The organism is Synechocystis sp. IPPAS B-1465 (assembly GCF_003015225.1).
Classification (GTDB): Bacteria; Cyanobacteriota; Cyanobacteriia; order Cyanobacteriales; family Microcystaceae; genus Synechocystis.
Genome location: NZ_CP028094.1, coordinates 2,407,852 through 2,423,639, shown reverse-complemented (window position 1 = coordinate 2,423,639; position 15,788 = coordinate 2,407,852). Strand labels below are relative to the sequence as shown.

18 protein-coding genes and 1 tRNA gene are annotated in these 15,788 nt (G+C 49.1%); 13 read left to right on the top strand and 6 right to left on the bottom strand.

Features of this window, described 5'->3' with window-relative positions; all coding sequences use genetic code 11:
• Nucleotides 1–112: 112 nt before the first annotated feature.
• Nucleotides 113–1,264, top strand: a complete 1,152-nt coding sequence (locus C7I86_RS11390; protein ID WP_010873372.1) for a histidine kinase — start codon at nucleotides 113–115, stop codon at nucleotides 1,262–1,264.
• Nucleotides 1,265–1,354: 90 nt separating this feature from the next.
• Here the strand turns inward: C7I86_RS11390 and C7I86_RS11385 are convergent, their stop codons facing one another.
• Nucleotides 1,355–2,770, bottom strand: coding sequence for an L-amino acid dehydrogenase (locus C7I86_RS11385; protein WP_010873371.1), 1,416 nt, complete (start codon nucleotides 2,768–2,770; stop codon nucleotides 1,355–1,357).
• Between the two features lie 135 nt (nucleotides 2,771–2,905).
• On the opposite strand from C7I86_RS11385, the gene C7I86_RS11380 reads away from it, so the two are divergent.
• The 6 genes from C7I86_RS11380 (at nucleotide 2,906) to C7I86_RS11355 (ending at nucleotide 7,389) form a co-directional block, all read left to right on the top strand.
• Nucleotides 2,906–4,264, top strand: coding sequence for an MlaD family protein (locus C7I86_RS11380; RefSeq protein WP_014407135.1), 1,359 nt, complete (start codon nucleotides 2,906–2,908; stop codon nucleotides 4,262–4,264).
• Between the two features lie 73 nt (nucleotides 4,265–4,337).
• The gene (gene folD / locus C7I86_RS11375; protein ID WP_010873368.1) at nucleotides 4,338–5,222 is read left to right on the top strand and encodes a bifunctional methylenetetrahydrofolate dehydrogenase/methenyltetrahydrofolate cyclohydrolase FolD; all 885 of its coding nucleotides are present in this window, start codon (nucleotides 4,338–4,340) and stop codon (nucleotides 5,220–5,222) included.
• A 110-nt stretch (nucleotides 5,223–5,332) separates the two neighbouring features.
• Complete coding sequence (locus tag C7I86_RS11370; protein ID WP_010873367.1) at nucleotides 5,333–5,533, top strand: DUF751 family protein; 201 nt, start codon at nucleotides 5,333–5,335, stop codon at nucleotides 5,531–5,533.
• A gap of 58 nt (nucleotides 5,534–5,591) precedes the next feature.
• Entirely contained in the window at nucleotides 5,592–5,993 is a 402-nt protein-coding gene (rbfA, locus tag C7I86_RS11365; RefSeq protein WP_010873366.1) for a 30S ribosome-binding factor RbfA, read from the top strand.
• A 112-nt stretch (nucleotides 5,994–6,105) separates the two neighbouring features.
• A complete protein-coding gene (locus C7I86_RS11360; RefSeq protein ID WP_014407134.1) occupies nucleotides 6,106–6,708 on the top strand; it encodes a peroxiredoxin in 603 nt (200 codons plus the stop codon).
• A 189-nt stretch (nucleotides 6,709–6,897) separates the two neighbouring features.
• Nucleotides 6,898–7,389: a hypothetical protein gene (locus C7I86_RS11355; RefSeq protein WP_020862188.1), complete on the top strand. Its 492-nt coding sequence runs from the start codon at nucleotides 6,898–6,900 to the stop codon at nucleotides 7,387–7,389.
• 91 nt (nucleotides 7,390–7,480) lie between these two features.
• Here C7I86_RS11355 and nrdR read toward each other — a convergent pair whose 3' ends face one another.
• Nucleotides 7,481–7,966, bottom strand: a complete 486-nt coding sequence (gene nrdR / locus C7I86_RS11350; protein ID WP_010873363.1) for a transcriptional regulator NrdR — start codon at nucleotides 7,964–7,966, stop codon at nucleotides 7,481–7,483.
• Between the two features lie 153 nt (nucleotides 7,967–8,119).
• On the bottom strand, nucleotides 8,120–8,215 hold the full coding sequence (locus C7I86_RS11345) for a photosystem II reaction center protein T (RefSeq protein WP_010873362.1): 96 nt from the start codon (nucleotides 8,213–8,215) through the stop codon (nucleotides 8,120–8,122).
• A gap of 270 nt (nucleotides 8,216–8,485) precedes the next feature.
• Here C7I86_RS11345 and purF point away from each other — a divergent pair, with 270 nt between their 5' ends.
• Nucleotides 8,486–9,973 (top strand): amidophosphoribosyltransferase, encoded by a 1,488-nt coding sequence (gene purF, locus C7I86_RS11340; protein WP_010873361.1) that lies wholly within the window; start codon nucleotides 8,486–8,488, stop codon nucleotides 9,971–9,973.
• 27 nt (nucleotides 9,974–10,000) lie between these two features.
• Here purF and C7I86_RS11335 read toward each other — a convergent pair whose 3' ends face one another.
• Nucleotides 10,001–10,621, bottom strand: coding sequence for a DUF4126 domain-containing protein (locus C7I86_RS11335; RefSeq protein ID WP_010873360.1), 621 nt, complete (start codon nucleotides 10,619–10,621; stop codon nucleotides 10,001–10,003).
• Between the two features lie 85 nt (nucleotides 10,622–10,706).
• Here C7I86_RS11335 and C7I86_RS11330 point away from each other — a divergent pair, with 85 nt between their 5' ends.
• From C7I86_RS11330 to urtD, 5 genes are all read left to right on the top strand, one after another.
• Nucleotides 10,707–11,732, top strand: a complete 1,026-nt coding sequence (locus C7I86_RS11330; protein WP_020862191.1) for an ABC transporter ATP-binding protein — start codon at nucleotides 10,707–10,709, stop codon at nucleotides 11,730–11,732.
• Between the two features lie 152 nt (nucleotides 11,733–11,884).
• The gene (locus tag C7I86_RS11325) at nucleotides 11,885–12,769 is read left to right on the top strand and encodes an ABC transporter permease (RefSeq protein WP_010873358.1); all 885 of its coding nucleotides are present in this window, start codon (nucleotides 11,885–11,887) and stop codon (nucleotides 12,767–12,769) included.
• Nucleotides 12,770–12,873: 104 nt separating this feature from the next.
• Entirely contained in the window at nucleotides 12,874–13,227 is a 354-nt protein-coding gene (locus C7I86_RS11320) for a hypothetical protein (RefSeq protein ID WP_020862192.1), read from the top strand.
• A gap of 27 nt (nucleotides 13,228–13,254) precedes the next feature.
• Complete coding sequence (locus C7I86_RS11315; RefSeq protein WP_014407133.1) at nucleotides 13,255–13,929, top strand: hypothetical protein; 675 nt, start codon at nucleotides 13,255–13,257, stop codon at nucleotides 13,927–13,929.
• 182 nt (nucleotides 13,930–14,111) lie between these two features.
• Nucleotides 14,112–15,233, top strand: a complete 1,122-nt coding sequence (gene urtD / locus C7I86_RS11310) for an urea ABC transporter ATP-binding protein UrtD (RefSeq protein ID WP_010873354.1) — start codon at nucleotides 14,112–14,114, stop codon at nucleotides 15,231–15,233.
• A 152-nt stretch (nucleotides 15,234–15,385) separates the two neighbouring features.
• Here urtD and C7I86_RS18960 read toward each other — a convergent pair whose 3' ends face one another.
• The gene (locus tag C7I86_RS18960; RefSeq protein WP_010873353.1) at nucleotides 15,386–15,562 is read right to left on the bottom strand and encodes a hypothetical protein; all 177 of its coding nucleotides are present in this window, start codon (nucleotides 15,560–15,562) and stop codon (nucleotides 15,386–15,388) included.
• Nucleotides 15,563–15,667: 105 nt separating this feature from the next.
• Nucleotides 15,668–15,740, bottom strand: a tRNA-Ala gene (locus C7I86_RS11305).
• Nucleotides 15,741–15,788: the final 48 nt, after the last annotated feature.

The window sequence follows — 15,788 nt, the reverse complement described above, 5'->3', positions numbered from 1 at the left end:
GGACAGTCGGAATTATCACGGTTTTAGTTGGTAAGAATAACCCCATTTACCTAGATTCAGACTGGACCTTATCAGTCCGGACACCCTGTCTTTAAAAGCCGAAAGCCCTGCAATGTCCTCCTCCTCTGAACTTGGTAATGCGTCTTCTGTGCCGTTGCAGTTTTTACTGTTCATCGATGATCGCCCCAACTCCCAAGACAGTGTGCAGGAAATTGGTCAATGCCTGACTAACCTGTTGGATGGACACAGCCATGACCTCCAAATTCTGCAAATCAGTAAACATCCCCACCTCGTAGAGCATTTTCGTCTGGTCGCCACCCCCTCCTTGATTAAACTACAACCAGAACCACGGCAGGTTTTAGCTGGCAGTAATATCATCCAACAATTGCAAAAATGGTGGCCCCGCTGGCAACAGGAATTGGCGATGGATCCTAACCCAGAGGATACGGGGCAATCCCCCAGTTGTCCCCGGGAAATTTCCTCCGTGGGTTATTCCGGGGAACTGATGAAAATGTCCGACGAACTTTTTCTGCTGAAGAAAGATAAGGAAGAATTGCTCCAACAAATACAGTTCAAGGATCAGATTCTGGCCATGTTGGCCCACGATTTACGCAGTCCCCTCACCGCCGCCTCCATTGCCGTTGATACCTTGGAATTGTTACAACACAAACCCATCGAAGAACAGAAACCTGCCCTCAGAAGTCAACTATTGTATCAAGCTCGCAAGCAGTTCAAAATTATGGACCGCTTAATTGAAGACATTTTACAGGCTTCTAAAAATCTTAATTCTCAGTTTCAAGTTCACGGTCGTCCCCTGGCGATCGCCGATCTTTGCCAAGAAGTTCTGGAATTGTACCAAGCAAAATTTAGCAAAAAAAATCTCACCATTACCTACGATATTCCCAAAGACTTACCAAATGTTTTTGCCGATGAGGAATTAATTCGCCAAGTAATTGCCAATCTTTTAGATAACGCTATCAAGTACACTCCTGCCCATGGTTCCATTACCGTGGGAGCTCTCCATCGTACTACCCAAAAAGTTCAGGTCAGCATCACTGACAACGGCCCCGGCATTCCCAATTCCAAACAAGAAACCATTTTTGAGGGACACTTTCGACTGCAACGGGATGAACAGACCGATGGCTATGGTTTAGGTTTATCTCTCTGTCGCAAAATTATCCAGGCCCACTACGGCCAAATTTGGGTGGACAGTCGCCCCAAACAGGGTAGTTCTTTTCACTTTACGTTGCCTGTTTACCGTTGACCCCCCAACCAGTTATCGGCGGATTTTGAAGCATTTTGACTCAATGGCAGGCAGGGAACATTTTATTGAAGTTCCAACGCCCAGCCAGATCTAAAGTAGACCGATAATGGCTTTAGCCGCCGCTTCCCCAGTACGAATTGCACCATCAAAAAAGCCAGCCCAGCGGGGGGCTATTTCCGTCCCGGCCCAATGAATACGACCTACAGGGGCGCTCAGGGCTTGGCCAAAACTTGTCCAGACTCCGGGAGGCATAAAGGCGGCATACCCTCCCCCAACCCATTGTTCACTGGGCCAATCAACTTCATCGTAGGTCTCAGGAGATAAAGCTTCCTCGCCAAAGTACAGAGCCAGATCTGACAGTACTCCTTGACGGCGTTCCGCTTCGCCCATGGCAATCCATTTTCCATACCGATCGCCAACTACGAAGGAAGCAATTACTCCCACTCCCGTGGTTGGATCGGAACTATCAGCACATAATTCGATCCAGGTGGTGTTACCCAAGCCAATACCGGCTAAACCTTTCTCCCGCCAAAAAGGGCGATCGTAGGAAATCAAAAGCTTACAGCAGGTGCCCATGGGTACTCTTTGGGTGAGTTGCTGGCGGAGAGGAGGCATGGGGGGACTATAGGTAATTCTTCCGGCCAAATGGGGCGGGGTTGCCACAATGGCGAATTTTCCCTGATATTTTCCTGTTGTAGTGGTCACCTCTACCCCTTTGTCGTCCTGGGCAATGTGTATGACCGGTTCCCCTAAGAGGATGGAATTCCCCAATTCAGCGGCAATTTTTTGAGGAATTTGTCCCGCCCCACCATGTAATAGTTCTGCTTCTGGATTTTCCCCTTGGGAGGCAGATTTATGGCCCCATAGGATGTGCAAAAGAGATACCTGAGAAGGCTCGGCGGGGCCTAAAAACCCCACAGCACGACACATATAGGAAAAATACCAATGGCCGAATGCTGTATGGGTATTTTCTTTAATCCAATCGGCAAAGGTTTGACTGTCTAACTTTTTGTTTTCTGGCGTAGCTTCGGGATGTTGCTCGTCCAGACTTTGGGCAAGGGTATTAAATTTTTCCCATGCCACCATGGCATCATTCCATTCATCAGAGCTTATTTTCGGCGCTTCCCCTTGGAACACTCCTTGAAAAAAACCATCAAACTCGTAACGTTTCCCATCAAATAACAATACCTTTAAGCCATCAGCAGGACTGGGAAAACGTTCTATGTTGTATTCATTAAGCAAGGCCAGAAAACGATCCTGGGTAGGGCCCACCCATTGGCCTCCCCGGTCAATCCATTGTCCCGATGGCAAATATTCTCCATACATTCTGCCCCCCAAGCGTTCCTGGGCTTCAATAACTAAGACAGAATAGTTAACCCGAGATAAATTACGGGCCGCGATCAATCCCGACAACCCTGAGCCGACAATTATGCAATCACAGGACGAGGATGGGGCCATTAGAGCACAGGGAGGATTTAAATTAGTTTTGCCTGATCGTATCACCACCCATCGCTCATCATTACAAATCTCATAAACCTCCAGCTCTGCGCCCAAATATGCTCCTCTGTGGAACTTTGACCGGGGGAATAGAGTTTAATAGTCTTGTGAGAGGCCCGAGCACAACTTTCTCAGTTAACCCCAATGACAGCAGGACGAAACCAGCGCCTATCGCCCGTATTGTTACAGAGTAGTATCGGCCTGTTAATTCTGACTGCTCTCATTCTTTTGGCATTCAGTACCCTGTGGCTAAAAAATATTCGTTTTGGTTCCCGTTCCTACCGAGCCACGGTGCTTTTTAGTGATGCAGCCGGTATGTTAGTGGGCACCAGGGTTGACTATCGGGGGGTTAGGGTTGGTCAGGTGGTCAGCGTCACGCCCCAACCGGAAGGGGTGGCAGTGGAAGTGGAAATTAGTCCCACCGATCGCCTAATTTCCAGTCGTGCGGAAATCCAAGCACGTCAATCCGGGTTAATTGGTGAAACATCTATTAACATCATTCCCAGTGAAGTGGTTTTACCCCAGGAGGTTAACTATAAACCCCTGGATAAGGACTGTAATCCGGAAGTGATTATCTGCAACGGTTCCATCCTGATGGGGCAGGATGCGTTGGATGTTAATGCCCTAATTCGGGCCATGATGCGTATTTCTGACTTTTTCAGTGAGCCAGAGATTAACAATGCCATCCGCTCCCTTGCAACCCAAACCCCCGAAGCCCTCAAGGATATCAGTCAGTTTAGTAATGAAGCGGCTACCCTACTGCGGGAAATTAACCAGGATGGGGGAGTCAAAAACATTCGTCGCACCCTGGCCTCTGTGGATCAAACTGCCCAAGACTTGTCCGTTTTGAGCCGGGAAGCCACTGACACTGTCCGTACCCTCAACCAAGGGGGAACTATTCCGGAAATTAACCGCAGTTTGCGTTCTGTCGGATCAGCGGCGGAGCAAATCCAAGCTTTTTTGGAAGTTAATAACCAACGGCTGGGGGCTACCCTCACCAGTCTCCAGGGCACCAGCGACCAGTTACAAATCAGTGTTAAAAACCTAGAGCCCCCTTTGGTGCAATTGTTAACTCAGGTTAATGAACAAGATACGGTGGGCAATCTTAACCAAGCGTTGGCCGATCTCAAAGCTGTAGCTGATAATGCCAATGAATTGACCGGGAATCTGAATCAATTTGCCGATCGCCTGAATGATCCCCAAACCATTATTTTGTTGCAGCAGTTGTTAGAATCCGCCCGGGCTGCCACCCAGAACCTAGAAAAAATCACTTCCGATGTGGATCAACTCACCGGTAATCCAGCTTTGCGAGAGCAGTTAATTCGTCTTATTCAAGGACTAAGTAATTTGGTTTCCACCACAGAACATCTGACGAAACAGGTGCAATATGCCCAGCAATTAAATCAACTTTCCGATGATTTGGCCCTGGTGGCCAGGGCCCAGGAATTGCAAACTCCTAGAGTTATTCCCGCCCAACCCCAAAAAACCGTCACAAAACCTTAGGAAACCCCTAAAATTAGCCTTCGAGGTGTGCCATATCAATCACCTGAATTATTAAGTTTAATTACCTTTACCCATGACTGCCGTACCCCCATCCTGCCAAATCCTTGACGGTAAAGCCCTCGCCCAAAAAATGCAGGGGGAATTACAACGGGACATTGCCCAACTGGTGGCCCAGGGCCATCGATCGCCGGGGTTGGCGGTGTTGATGGTGGGGGACAATCCAGCCAGTGCCGTTTATGTCCGCAATAAGGAAAAAGCCTGTGAAAAATTGGGCATGGTTTCCTTTGGCAAGCATTTTTCCGCTGATACGGACCAGGAAACATTGACGGCGGCGATCGCCAGTTTGAATGAGGATGAACGGGTGGATGGCATTTTGGTGCAATTGCCCCTACCGGATCATCTCGATGCAGTCAAACTATTACACACCATTGATCCCAGTAAAGATGCAGACGGGTTGCATCCAGTCAATTTGGGTCATTTGGTGCGGGGAGAAGAGGGTCTAAGGAGTTGTACTCCAGCGGGGGTGATGGCTCTATTGGCGGAATATAACCTTGATTTAACGGGCAAAAATGCGGTGGTGTTGGGGCGCAGTATTTTGGTGGGCAAACCCCTGGCTCTAATGTTGCTAGAGAAAAATTGCACCGTTACCATTGCCCATTCTCGCACCCAAAACTTGGCCGATATCACCCGGCAAGCAGACATCCTCGTAGCGGCGATCGGTAAGCCGGAATTTGTCACCGCCGATATGGTCAAACCAGGGGCAATCGTGGTGGATGTGGGTATTAACCGTCTTGATTTAGGAGAGGGGAAATCGACACTGGTGGGGGACGTGGATTTTGCGGGGGTTGCGCCCGTGGCCAGTTACCTCACCCCTGTGCCCGGTGGCATTGGCCCCATGACGGTGACTCTGTTGTTAGCTAACACTGTGGCTAGTTATCGGCAACGGTTAGGTATTTAACTTTAACCACTAATAATCCTAGGTCTCTTGCTACACTGGGGAGCGGACTTGGCCAACCCTAACCTTGTGGGTGATCAAGTTGAACGAACCATTCCAGCCAACCAATAACCATGGGTGATTTTTTAGCCAACGTTTCCCGTTATCCCCGGTATCTGATCAGTTTTACCCTGGGCATCTTTTTCTCCGTTTTCACTTGGCTCCAGCCCCTATTAAAAAATCGTGTCGGGGCGATCGCCCTGATGGGACTGCTGGTCAGTGGATTCATTTTTCTCTATTTCACTCTGCGGGCCATGTTAGGATTGACCGTGTAGAGGGAGTTTGGGCTAATCTGTCCAGGCTCGGACTTTTTTGTTGCCGAGGAGCAGGTCTATGGCTACCAGTCGTCGAGTTTCCCGGGTGTCGTCCCTAATTAAGCGGGAGGTCAGTCAAATGCTTCTCCACGAAATCAAAGATGACCGGGTGGGCACAGGCATGGTTAGCGTCACGGAAGTGGAAGTTTCCGGCGACCTACAGCACGCCAAAATTTTCGTTAGCATTTACGGCTCCCCTGAAGCCAAAGCCTCCACCATGGCTGGACTGCACTCCGCCGCTCCCTTTGTCCGTCGAGAACTGGGGCAACGGATGCGTTTACGGCGCACCCCAGAAGTTTCCTTTTTAGAAGACCGCTCTTTGGAACGGGGCGATAAAATTCTCAATCTCCTCAACAACTTGCCCCAGGCGATCGCCACTGAAGATTTGGAAGACGACGATTCTGGCCTTGCCCTGGATTGACTCCGACCACGGTTAGACTGACTTGGGTACAGGGTACGACAAATTACCAACCATCCCATCAAGCAAGTTTTTCCAGTTATTTCAATACTCACCAAGTTTTAAGCAAACAGCAATGACAGAGGTATTAAGGGTAGGACAGCCGGCACCGGATTTCACCGCCACGGCGATCGTCGATCAAAGCTTCCAGACCGTCAAATTAAGCACCTACCGTGGTAAGTACCTGGTGCTGTTTTTCTATCCCCTAGATTTCACCTTTGTCTGTCCCACGGAAATCATTGCCTTTAGCGATCGCCATAGCGAATTTACTGCCCTAGATACGGAAGTTGTGGGCATCTCCGTAGACAGCGAATTTTCACACCTGGCCTGGATTCAGACCGAACGGAAAATGGGGGGCATCGGCAACATTAACTATCCCCTAGTGTCAGATCTCAAAAAAGAAATTAGCCAAGCCTATAATGTCCTCGAACCCGATGCAGGCATTGCCCTGCGGGGACTATTCATTATTGACCGGGAAGGCATCTTACAATACGCCACCGTCAACAATCTCTCCTTTGGCCGGAGTGTGGACGAAACTCTGAGGGTACTAAAAGCCATTCGCCATGTGCAATCTCACCCCAACGAAGTTTGCCCAGTGGATTGGCAGGAAGGAGACAAAACCATGATCCCCGACCCGGAAAAGGCTAAGACCTACTTCGAGACAGTGGCGGAACCTTAGGTTTGCCCAGCCAAAAATGCCGACCCTAAATGGATAATTTTGACTACTAGGCTGACTGGTGAGAGATAAGTCGTGGGTGAGCTAGCCGTTTTGCCAACATCACTAAGTGTTGCCTATATCCGCCAATATTCACTAATTTTCAGACCAACTCTTCTGATGATTAATTACCCTTTCCCCTGGCTAACTTCGATGTCTCCCCTAACTAGGCCCCTAACCCTGGCCATGGCCGGCATTGCTCTGTCACTGGGTCTGGCCACTCCTGGCCACGGCGAAACCTGTGTGCCCATCCCTTTGGTGGGAGGTCAAGGTAATAGTGTGACTAAAACCGTCGCTGTTCCGACTATTCCCGCAGGGCCTCTAGGCATGTTGGGAATTAACATAACTCGTAATAATTGGAATACCGATTGGGCCGTACCAGGGGGAACAGTTTTTAAAAAATTCGTGATGACGGTAACCTCTGCCGAATCTACCCCCTTTGATATTCGAATGTTTTTAAAATATAGCGACCAGACTGCGTCAGAAATTTTTAATCAACAAGCTTTTGTCTTTAAACCTAATACTCCCTTGGAAATTGTCGGTAATGCTACCCCAGAAGAACAACCCTATCAGGTAAATCTTTTTGTTAACGGGCTAGACTCATTGGGCAAAACTTACACGGCCACCCTAGTGGGTTGTCGCTAAGTTTATGACCGGCTAATTCTCTAGATTTATCAGTAGCTAACTGACGACGAGTCATTGGCTAAGGGAGAGATTGAAGCCCCATCAACGGATTCTAAGTCATGGTCAAATATTGCCGTTCAGGATATTGTTCTCGTTGCAGTTGCTCTAGGGTATCAACGAAATCTGCAATGCCTTGAAATCGCCCATAAACAGAAGCAAAACGGATATAGGCCACTTCGCTTTCCTGGCGTAAATATTGCAACACCATTTGCCCGATTGCCTCGCTGTGAATTTCCCGTTTTGGCTGTTGCTGTAAGTTGGCCTCAATTTCTTCAACAATGTGTTCTAGGCGCTGGAAATTAATATCAGTTTTTTCACAGGCCCGCACCATACCCCGCAGCAGTTTGGAGCGGTCAAAGGCTTGCCGTTCCCCATCTTGTTTAATGACCGTGACGGGTAACAACTCCAGCCGTTCGTAGGTGGTGAAACGGTGTTTACATTCCAAACATTCCCGCCGCCGCCTAATACTTTGGCCACCTTCGCTGGAACGGGATTCAAGGACTCGACTATTGTGGTGCTGACAGTGAGGACATTGCATAATGGCTACAAAAAATGAGCTTAGCCCAACCTAACGCATACAAGAATGTTGCGTCAAAGTCAAGCTAGCCCACGGTTGAAACAGAGGTAAAAACTGGGGTTTTAAGGGAGTGTCCAGGCAAAAAACACCTGGAAAAAAGACCCTTTAATTGGACTATTTTTCGATGCGGGGGGGTTCCCGAAAGGCGATCGCAAAGAAAAGGACCGCAAGGGCCATGGTCAGCACCAGAATGTAAGCAACACTTTCCATAATCTAAAAAATTCCTAAAAGTTTATCCTTACACACTAATCTATACATTCCCCTGTCCCCTGACAACTAGACCGACTTGGCCAAGAACCAAACACTGCGGTGTGGGCACTGCTTCTTTGCTAGTATGGGTTAACGATTAACAATTGATTAAGGGGTCTAGACCCGTTCGTCATTGCCTTCCCTGTCTGGCGGGAATCCACCAATTCCCATAGTCTAAGATTTAGTTTCTGTACCCGTTTTTCTCTACCCTGATCCAGGAAGATTGCCGCCATGTTTCCCCCCTCCAGTGATTTGACTGAGTTGAATGATGGTCAGCCTTTGTCTGGCCACCATGCCGATAAACCAGAAGAAGCATGTGGGGTGTTTGGCATTTACGCCCCTGAAGAAGCGGTGGCCAAATTGACCTATTTTGGACTTTATGCCCTGCAACATCGGGGTCAGGAGTCGGCGGGTATTGCCACTTTTGCCGGGACAACGGTTCACTGCCACAAGGATATGGGGCTAGTGTCCCAGGTTTTTCAAGAATCTAAACTGAATGAAATGGTGGGTACTCTGGCTGTGGGCCACACCCGCTACTCCACCACGGGATCCAGCCATCGGGTCAATGCTCAACCGGCAGTGCTCCCTACCCGTTTGGGTCCCCTGGCCCTGGCCCACAATGGCAATTTGGTTAACACTAACCAGTTGCGAGAAGCTTTAGCGGAAAGGGGCTGTGAGGACTTTGTCACCACCACCGATTCGGAAATGATTGCAGTGGCGATCGCCAATGAGGTGGATAAAGGCAAAGACTGGGTGGAAGGCACCATTGCGGCCCTGACCCTTTGTGCGGGAGCCTATAGCTTAGTGATCGGCACACCGGAGGGAATCATTGGAGTCAGGGATCCCCATGGCATTCGCCCCCTGGTGATCGGTGTGTTAGAAGAAGAAACTCCCCGCTATGTATTGGCATCGGAAACCTGTGCCCTGGACATCATCGGTGCCACCTATGTGCGCACGGTGGAAGCCGGAGAATTGGTCCATATCACCGAATCTGGCCTAGTTTCCCATCGATTAGCCGAAAGCGCTGACCGTAAACTCTGTGTGTTCGAGATGATTTATTTTTCTCGCCCGGATAGCGTGGTTAACGATGAAAGCCTCTACACCTATCGCATGCGCATTGGCAAACATTTAGCCAAAGAATCCCCTGTGGATGCTGATCTCGTGATGGGGGTACCCGATTCCGGTATTCCAGCGGCGATCGGCTTTTCCCAAGCTTCCGGTATTCCCTATGCCGAAGGTTTAATCAAAAATCGTTACGTGGGGCGTACCTTTATCCAACCCACCCAACATATGCGAGAGCACGGCATCCGCATGAAACTCAATCCTCTCAAAGACGTATTGGCCGGTAAACGGATCATTATCGTCGATGACTCTATTGTGCGGGGCACCACTAGTCGCAAAATTGTCCGAGCGTTACGGGAAGCTGGAGCAACAGAGGTACATATGCGGATTTCTTCTCCGCCAGTGACCCATCCTTGCTTCTATGGCATTGATACCGACAGTCAAGATCAACTAATTGCGGCCAGACTGACAGTGGCGGAGATTGCTGAGCAAATTGAAGTGGACTCCCTCGCTTATCTTTCCCAGGAAGGCATGTTGTTGTGCACCGGCGAAGATATTTCCCATTTTTGTTCTGCCTGCTTCAATGGAAGATACCCCATCACTGTGCCAGATGCGGTCAGGCGCTCTAAATTAATGCTGGAGAATATTACTGCTTGAAAAGTTGGCCGAAAACTCTAAACAGAATCATTGGCGATTTTTAGGTTCGGATGGCTGGTCGCGACTGTGGTTGGCCAAAAACCAGGTTCTCCAGGCAGTGGAACTGCGGACAACAATCCACAACAGCAAAATCGCGATTAAGCCACCATTTTTGGGAGCTTTGAAAGCGAATAGTACCAGTCCCACCGAGAATAAATCCTCTAAAACTGTTACCCAAAAGGGCAACCCCCGCAAGCGAAAAAACCAACCGATCGCCACTAGCCTTATGGCCAGAGCAAAGAGGGAACCGATCGCCCCCACCACCCATAGGGGAGGAAAACGAAAATCCATTTCCAATTGTGAAGCCAACTCTGAAGTCAATAATCTAGCGACAGTGATGGCCATCATTGCCCCCACTAGGGGAGTGAACAACAATTGCACAATTTGTAGAACTCTCTGGCCCAGCAACTTTTTTGAGCCAAACAATTCAAACAAAGACCAACTGGTCAACACCGCCACTACCACCTGGGGATTAACCCTCCAGAGTAGGGGCACTTCCGACCATAACTGACCTTGGATTAGACCAACTATTAACAACGGTAGGGCAATGCGCATCCCCGCCGCTGCCGCCGCTGACAAAATTGCGAGGATTCCAAGGAGGGTGCTCATTAAAGTTCAAACCGGGAGGGCAAAACCGACCATATCAGGGATAATGTTAAGAAAAGTTGCAGACTAAATGGGAAAGAGTTACCTCATGGGCGTTGCTGTTCAAGTCAAACAACTCCGAAAAAAGTACGGTGCTATCCCTGCGGTGAAGGACATTTCCTTTGCGGTGCCCAGGGGAGAGATATTTGGTTTACTTGGTCCCAACGGTGCCGGTAAGACCACCACTATCCGTTGCTTATGTACTCTAGCCAAACCAGACGGAGGGGAACTGTGGATTGATGGCGTAAACGTATTAAGCGATCCCCGCCAGGCCCGGCGCCGTTTAGGCTATGTGGCCCAGGAAGTTGCCATAGATAAAATCTTAACAGGTCGAGAATTGTTGCAACTACAAGCTTCCCTCTACCATCTTGATGCCATTAGCTCTCAAAAACGCATCGACCAACTTTTAGATATTTTGGGCTTAACAGCCTATGCAGATCAGAAAACTGGAACTTATTCCGGCGGGCTAAAAAAACGTTTGGACCTAGCAGCAGGTTTACTCCATCAACCAACGGTGTTGGTGTTGGATGAACCATCGGTGGGGCTAGACATTGAAAGTCGCTTTATTCTCTGGGAATTTTTGCGCCAATTGCGAGATGCAGGCACTACGGTAGTAATTACAAGCCATTACCTGGAGGAAATTGATGCCCTAGCCGATCGCCTAGCCATCATTGACCAGGGCACAGTTATCGCCACCGGCACCCCCACGGAACTAAAAGACCGGGTAGGGGGGGACAGGGTCACCCTCAGAATTAAGGAATTTACGGCAGACCAGGAAGCAGAAAAAGCTAGCCAAATTCTCCGCTCCCTAGCTTTCGTTCAGGAAGTGATTGTCAACCAAGCCCAAGGCAATTCCCTCAATCTGGTGGTGACGCCCCAGAGTAATCCCCTCAGTCAGATCGAAAAAGCCCTACTCGCTGACGGTTTACCGATTTTCAGCTTGGCCCAATCCCGACCTAGTTTGGATGATGTGTACCTAGCGGCCACCGGCAAAACCCTGATGGATGCGGACTTGGCCGCTGCTGCCCAACGGGATCTCAAAGCAGAAAAAAAACAAGCGATGAAAGCTAGTTAACCACGGTGTCAATCAATCTCCCGGAGACTTTTCCTGAACGATCAAAGCAAGGGCGAAAAAAATTCCCTACCATGGTCACCAAGGTAAAACTCTGCCCCAGTGTGTGCAAATTCAGCAAAGTCAATTAAACTGCCGTCAAGCCCCAAAGTTTTATGAGTCAAACCCTCACCCCTCCCAAAATCACTTCCCTGCTAGCTCCTCAGGCCGCCCCGGCCAATCCCCCCAGCTTAACGGTGGAGTTTTTCCAAGAAACCATTGCCCTAACTAAGAGGTTATTTATCCAACTGCAACGGCGGCCTACCACCCTAGTGGCAGGGATCATTCAGCCGTTTATGTGGTTAGTGCTATTTGGTGCCCTATTTCTCAATGCGCCCCAGGGCCTATTTGGTAATGACCTCAACTATGCCCAATTTCTAGCACCGGGCATTATTGTTTTTACTGCCTTTTCAGGGGCTTTGAATGCCGGTCTACCGGTGATGTTTGATCGGGAATTTGGTTTTTTGAATCGCTTGCTGGTTGCTCCCTTGGCCTCTCGCTACTCCATTGTGGCCGCCTCCACGGTGTATATCATCAGTCTGAGCCTGATCCAAGCAGCAGTGATTGTCGGGGCCAGTGCTCTGCTGGGAGCTGGTTTACCCAATAGCTTTGGTTTGGGAATGATTGCCCTGATTGTTTTCCTAATCGTGTTGGGGGTAACGGCCCTAAGTTTAGGTTTAGCCTTTGCCCTGCCGGGCCACATTGAATTGATTGCGGTAATTTTTGTCACTAATTTACCCCTACTCTTCGCCAGTACTGCCCTTGCTCCTTTGGACTTCATGGCCCATTGGTTGCAGGTGGTGGCCAGTTTAAATCCATTAACCTATGCCATCGAACCAATCCGTTACATTTACCTGAATGGCAACTGGGGTTTGGATAGTACGGTTTTGACTGCCCCTTGGTTCAGTTTGAATTTCGCCCAGGTATTGGGGGTGTTAGTTTTGTTTGATGGTTTAGTATTGTTATTAATCCAACCTTTGCTCAAACGTCGCTTTTTGTGATTTTGTCTGTTGATCATAGCTGATCGTATTTGTTCAACAACCGTATCTCGGCAACATTGAGCTGTAAAGTTTTAGACCAATTAACCACTTGGAGCCTGATGACCATGAAGACAGCCCAAATAACCCGCTGTTTAGCCCTCAGTGCCCTCACCACTGGCCTGTTCAGTTTCGCCCCCGTTCAGGGTCAATCCACCGGCACTGTCCCTGGAGAAGATCCCTTTGTTTCCAACAACGTTGACCCCAGTAAGCAGGGTTTGGGAGGGGGATTCGATCCCATGTCGTTGATTCACAATGCCAATTTGAGTCGCACCCGTAATGGGTCAGACTTTGCTGAGGATACCCAGAGAAATATCAATAAAGCCGCAGACCAGTTCAAGCAACTGCAACAGCAACGACTAATGGAAATGCAGCAACAGCAGACTGAACCGGCGATAGCCCCAGCCCCCGGATCGCCCTAGATTGGCTAATGGTTATGGGCTTGACCTATGGTACTGAAACTGAAACGGGGGACTTGGTTGCTCTGGACAGTGGCCTTAATGCTGGGGTTGGGCGTAGTGGCCTGGGAAATGAGTCGCACTCCTGAAGAGGGTACAACTACTGTCCAAAGTCCCTCTGTAAATCGCCATTTTGATTTCAGTGCTGATTTGGTGCAATCCATCACCATTACCCAGTCTGAGCCGAACCGAGCAGAGATCAAAATCTATCGCCGGGGGAAAGATAATAATGGTGACTCTGTTTGGTTGATGGATAATCCCCAGCCAGCGGCCGTGAGTGGTCCGGCGGTAGATTTTTTGCTCAGTGTGGTCTTGGGCAGTCAGAACGACCGGGATTTTGAGGTGCCCACAGCGGAATTAACGGACTACGGCCTTAATCCTGCCGGGACAGAGTTAACTATTCAATTGGTCAATGGTAAAACCCACCGTCTCCAGTTAGGTAACCCCGACTTTGCAGGGAATTCTCTCTACGCTCTGGTTAACCCGGTGGAGAATGCTGATATCCCGGCAGAAAGCCAACAAGTTAGTCTAGTGCCCCGTTCTCTGGAAGAATTGACCAGGCGATCGCCAGCGGATTGGCAACAGGCAGATTTAGAAAGTGATGATGAAAATTTAGATGGTAGCGGTCCTGAAGGTGGCGTTTCCTCCGAATTCCCGGCAAGATAGCTGAGGGGACTTGTGGTTTTCGATGGCAGTCAAATTTGGCAAAATACTTACAAGACTGTAGTAGTGCAAAAAATTTCGTTCCTGGTAAACAGTTTTCCGCCTCGCCCCTTGTTTGAATTGACAAGCAGGAATGTTTGTCCCAGCCTTGTCCTGCCAAAATTTTTAGGTTGTCCCCATTGCCCATGACCAGCAAAATCTTAGAAATTCAAGACCTGACGGTGAGCTTTGACGGCTTTAGGGCCCTCAACCATTTGACTTTTTCCATGAATCCGGGGGAATTGCGGGTAATTATTGGCCCCAACGGCGCAGGAAAAACAACTTTTTTAGACGTGATCACCGGTAAAGTTCAACCAACGGAAGGCCGGGTCCTATTCCAAGGCAAAGACATTCGTAAAATTCCGGAATATCGCATTGCCCGTCTGGGGGTGGGGCGGAAATTTCAAACTCCTAGGGTCTATCTCAATCTGACGGTGGCGGAAAATTTGGACTTGGCGGTAAACCGAAAAAAGTCCGTTTGGGGTACTTTGATGGGACAGGCTACCGGAGCTGAGCAGCGCAGTGTGGGAGGACTGTTGGAAACCATTGGCCTGACCCCCAAAGCTCACTTGGCGGCGGCCCTACTCTCCCACGGCGAAAAACAACGGCTTGAAATTGGCATGTTGGTGGCCCAGTCCCCCACTTTATTGTTGGTGGATGAGCCGGTGGCGGGATTGACTGATGAAGAAACGGAAAATGTGGGGGATTTGCTCTTGGCCCTGGCGGAAAGCCATTCCATCATTGTGATTGAACATGATATGGAGTTTGTGCGCCAAATTGCCCGCAAGGTGACAGTACTCCATCAGGGTTCAGTATTGTGTGAAGGTAACATGGACCAGATTCAAAATGATCCCAAAGTAATTGAAGTGTATTTAGGAGAAGCCCCCAGCCTTTCCCCCCAACAGTTTAAAATTCTTCGCACAGTGGCCGCTGTCGCCGCCGCCGACGGCAAAATTTCTGAGACAGAAATGGCGATTATTTTAGATAACCTCAGTCAGGTGTTTAAAGGCAGTGGATCTGATCCTCAGCATCTGCGACAGGAGTTGCAAGATTATTTGTTGCAGGGGGTTGAAGTGGACTTTGCTAACTTAACGGAAGAAATTCCCAAACAGGAAGACCGAGAATTGGTGTTGCGCCTGAGCCAAGAAATTGTGGCGGTACACCGACAAGAACCAGAACCTTTTTGGGAGTGGCAAGCCTATCAGGAATTACTGCGGGGTCTGAATTTACCCATCACGGCTATCAGTGTTGATGAGGATGGAGATTAGGGGACTTGAACTATTGGAGTTGGCAATCAATGAAACTCTAGCCACCGGGTACAATCGGGCAAGTACCTACAAAGCAAAAGATTATACTTAGGGGTTGGACGTAAAGCCAAATCTCACAGCAGCAGCAATCATTGCCCCGATAATGGCCACAATCAATGTAATGCCCATATCTGACGGTTTTGACTGTCCTCTAGGCGATTAACTCGACCATTCAAGCCTTCCAACTTCTCTTCTATGCGTGGAAGGGCTTCCAGCTTTCGCTCAATCCGGTCTAGTCTCTCGTCAATTTTGGCTAAAATGTCTTTTAAGTCAGTTTCAATTGTTGCCATTTATTCCTCCTCAACAGGGCTACTCCTAGTATATCTAGGGCGCAATCTTCAGACCTAGCCAAAAAACAACAGCCAGGAATATCTGAAAACCGGCTCGAAAAAGTATGGAGATTAGCGGACTCGAACCGCTGACATCCTGCTTGCAAAGCAGGCGCTCTACCAACTGAGCTAAACCCCCGTGAACTGGTGCATGTTACGCCCTTTGGTAACAAACCTCAGCTATTAT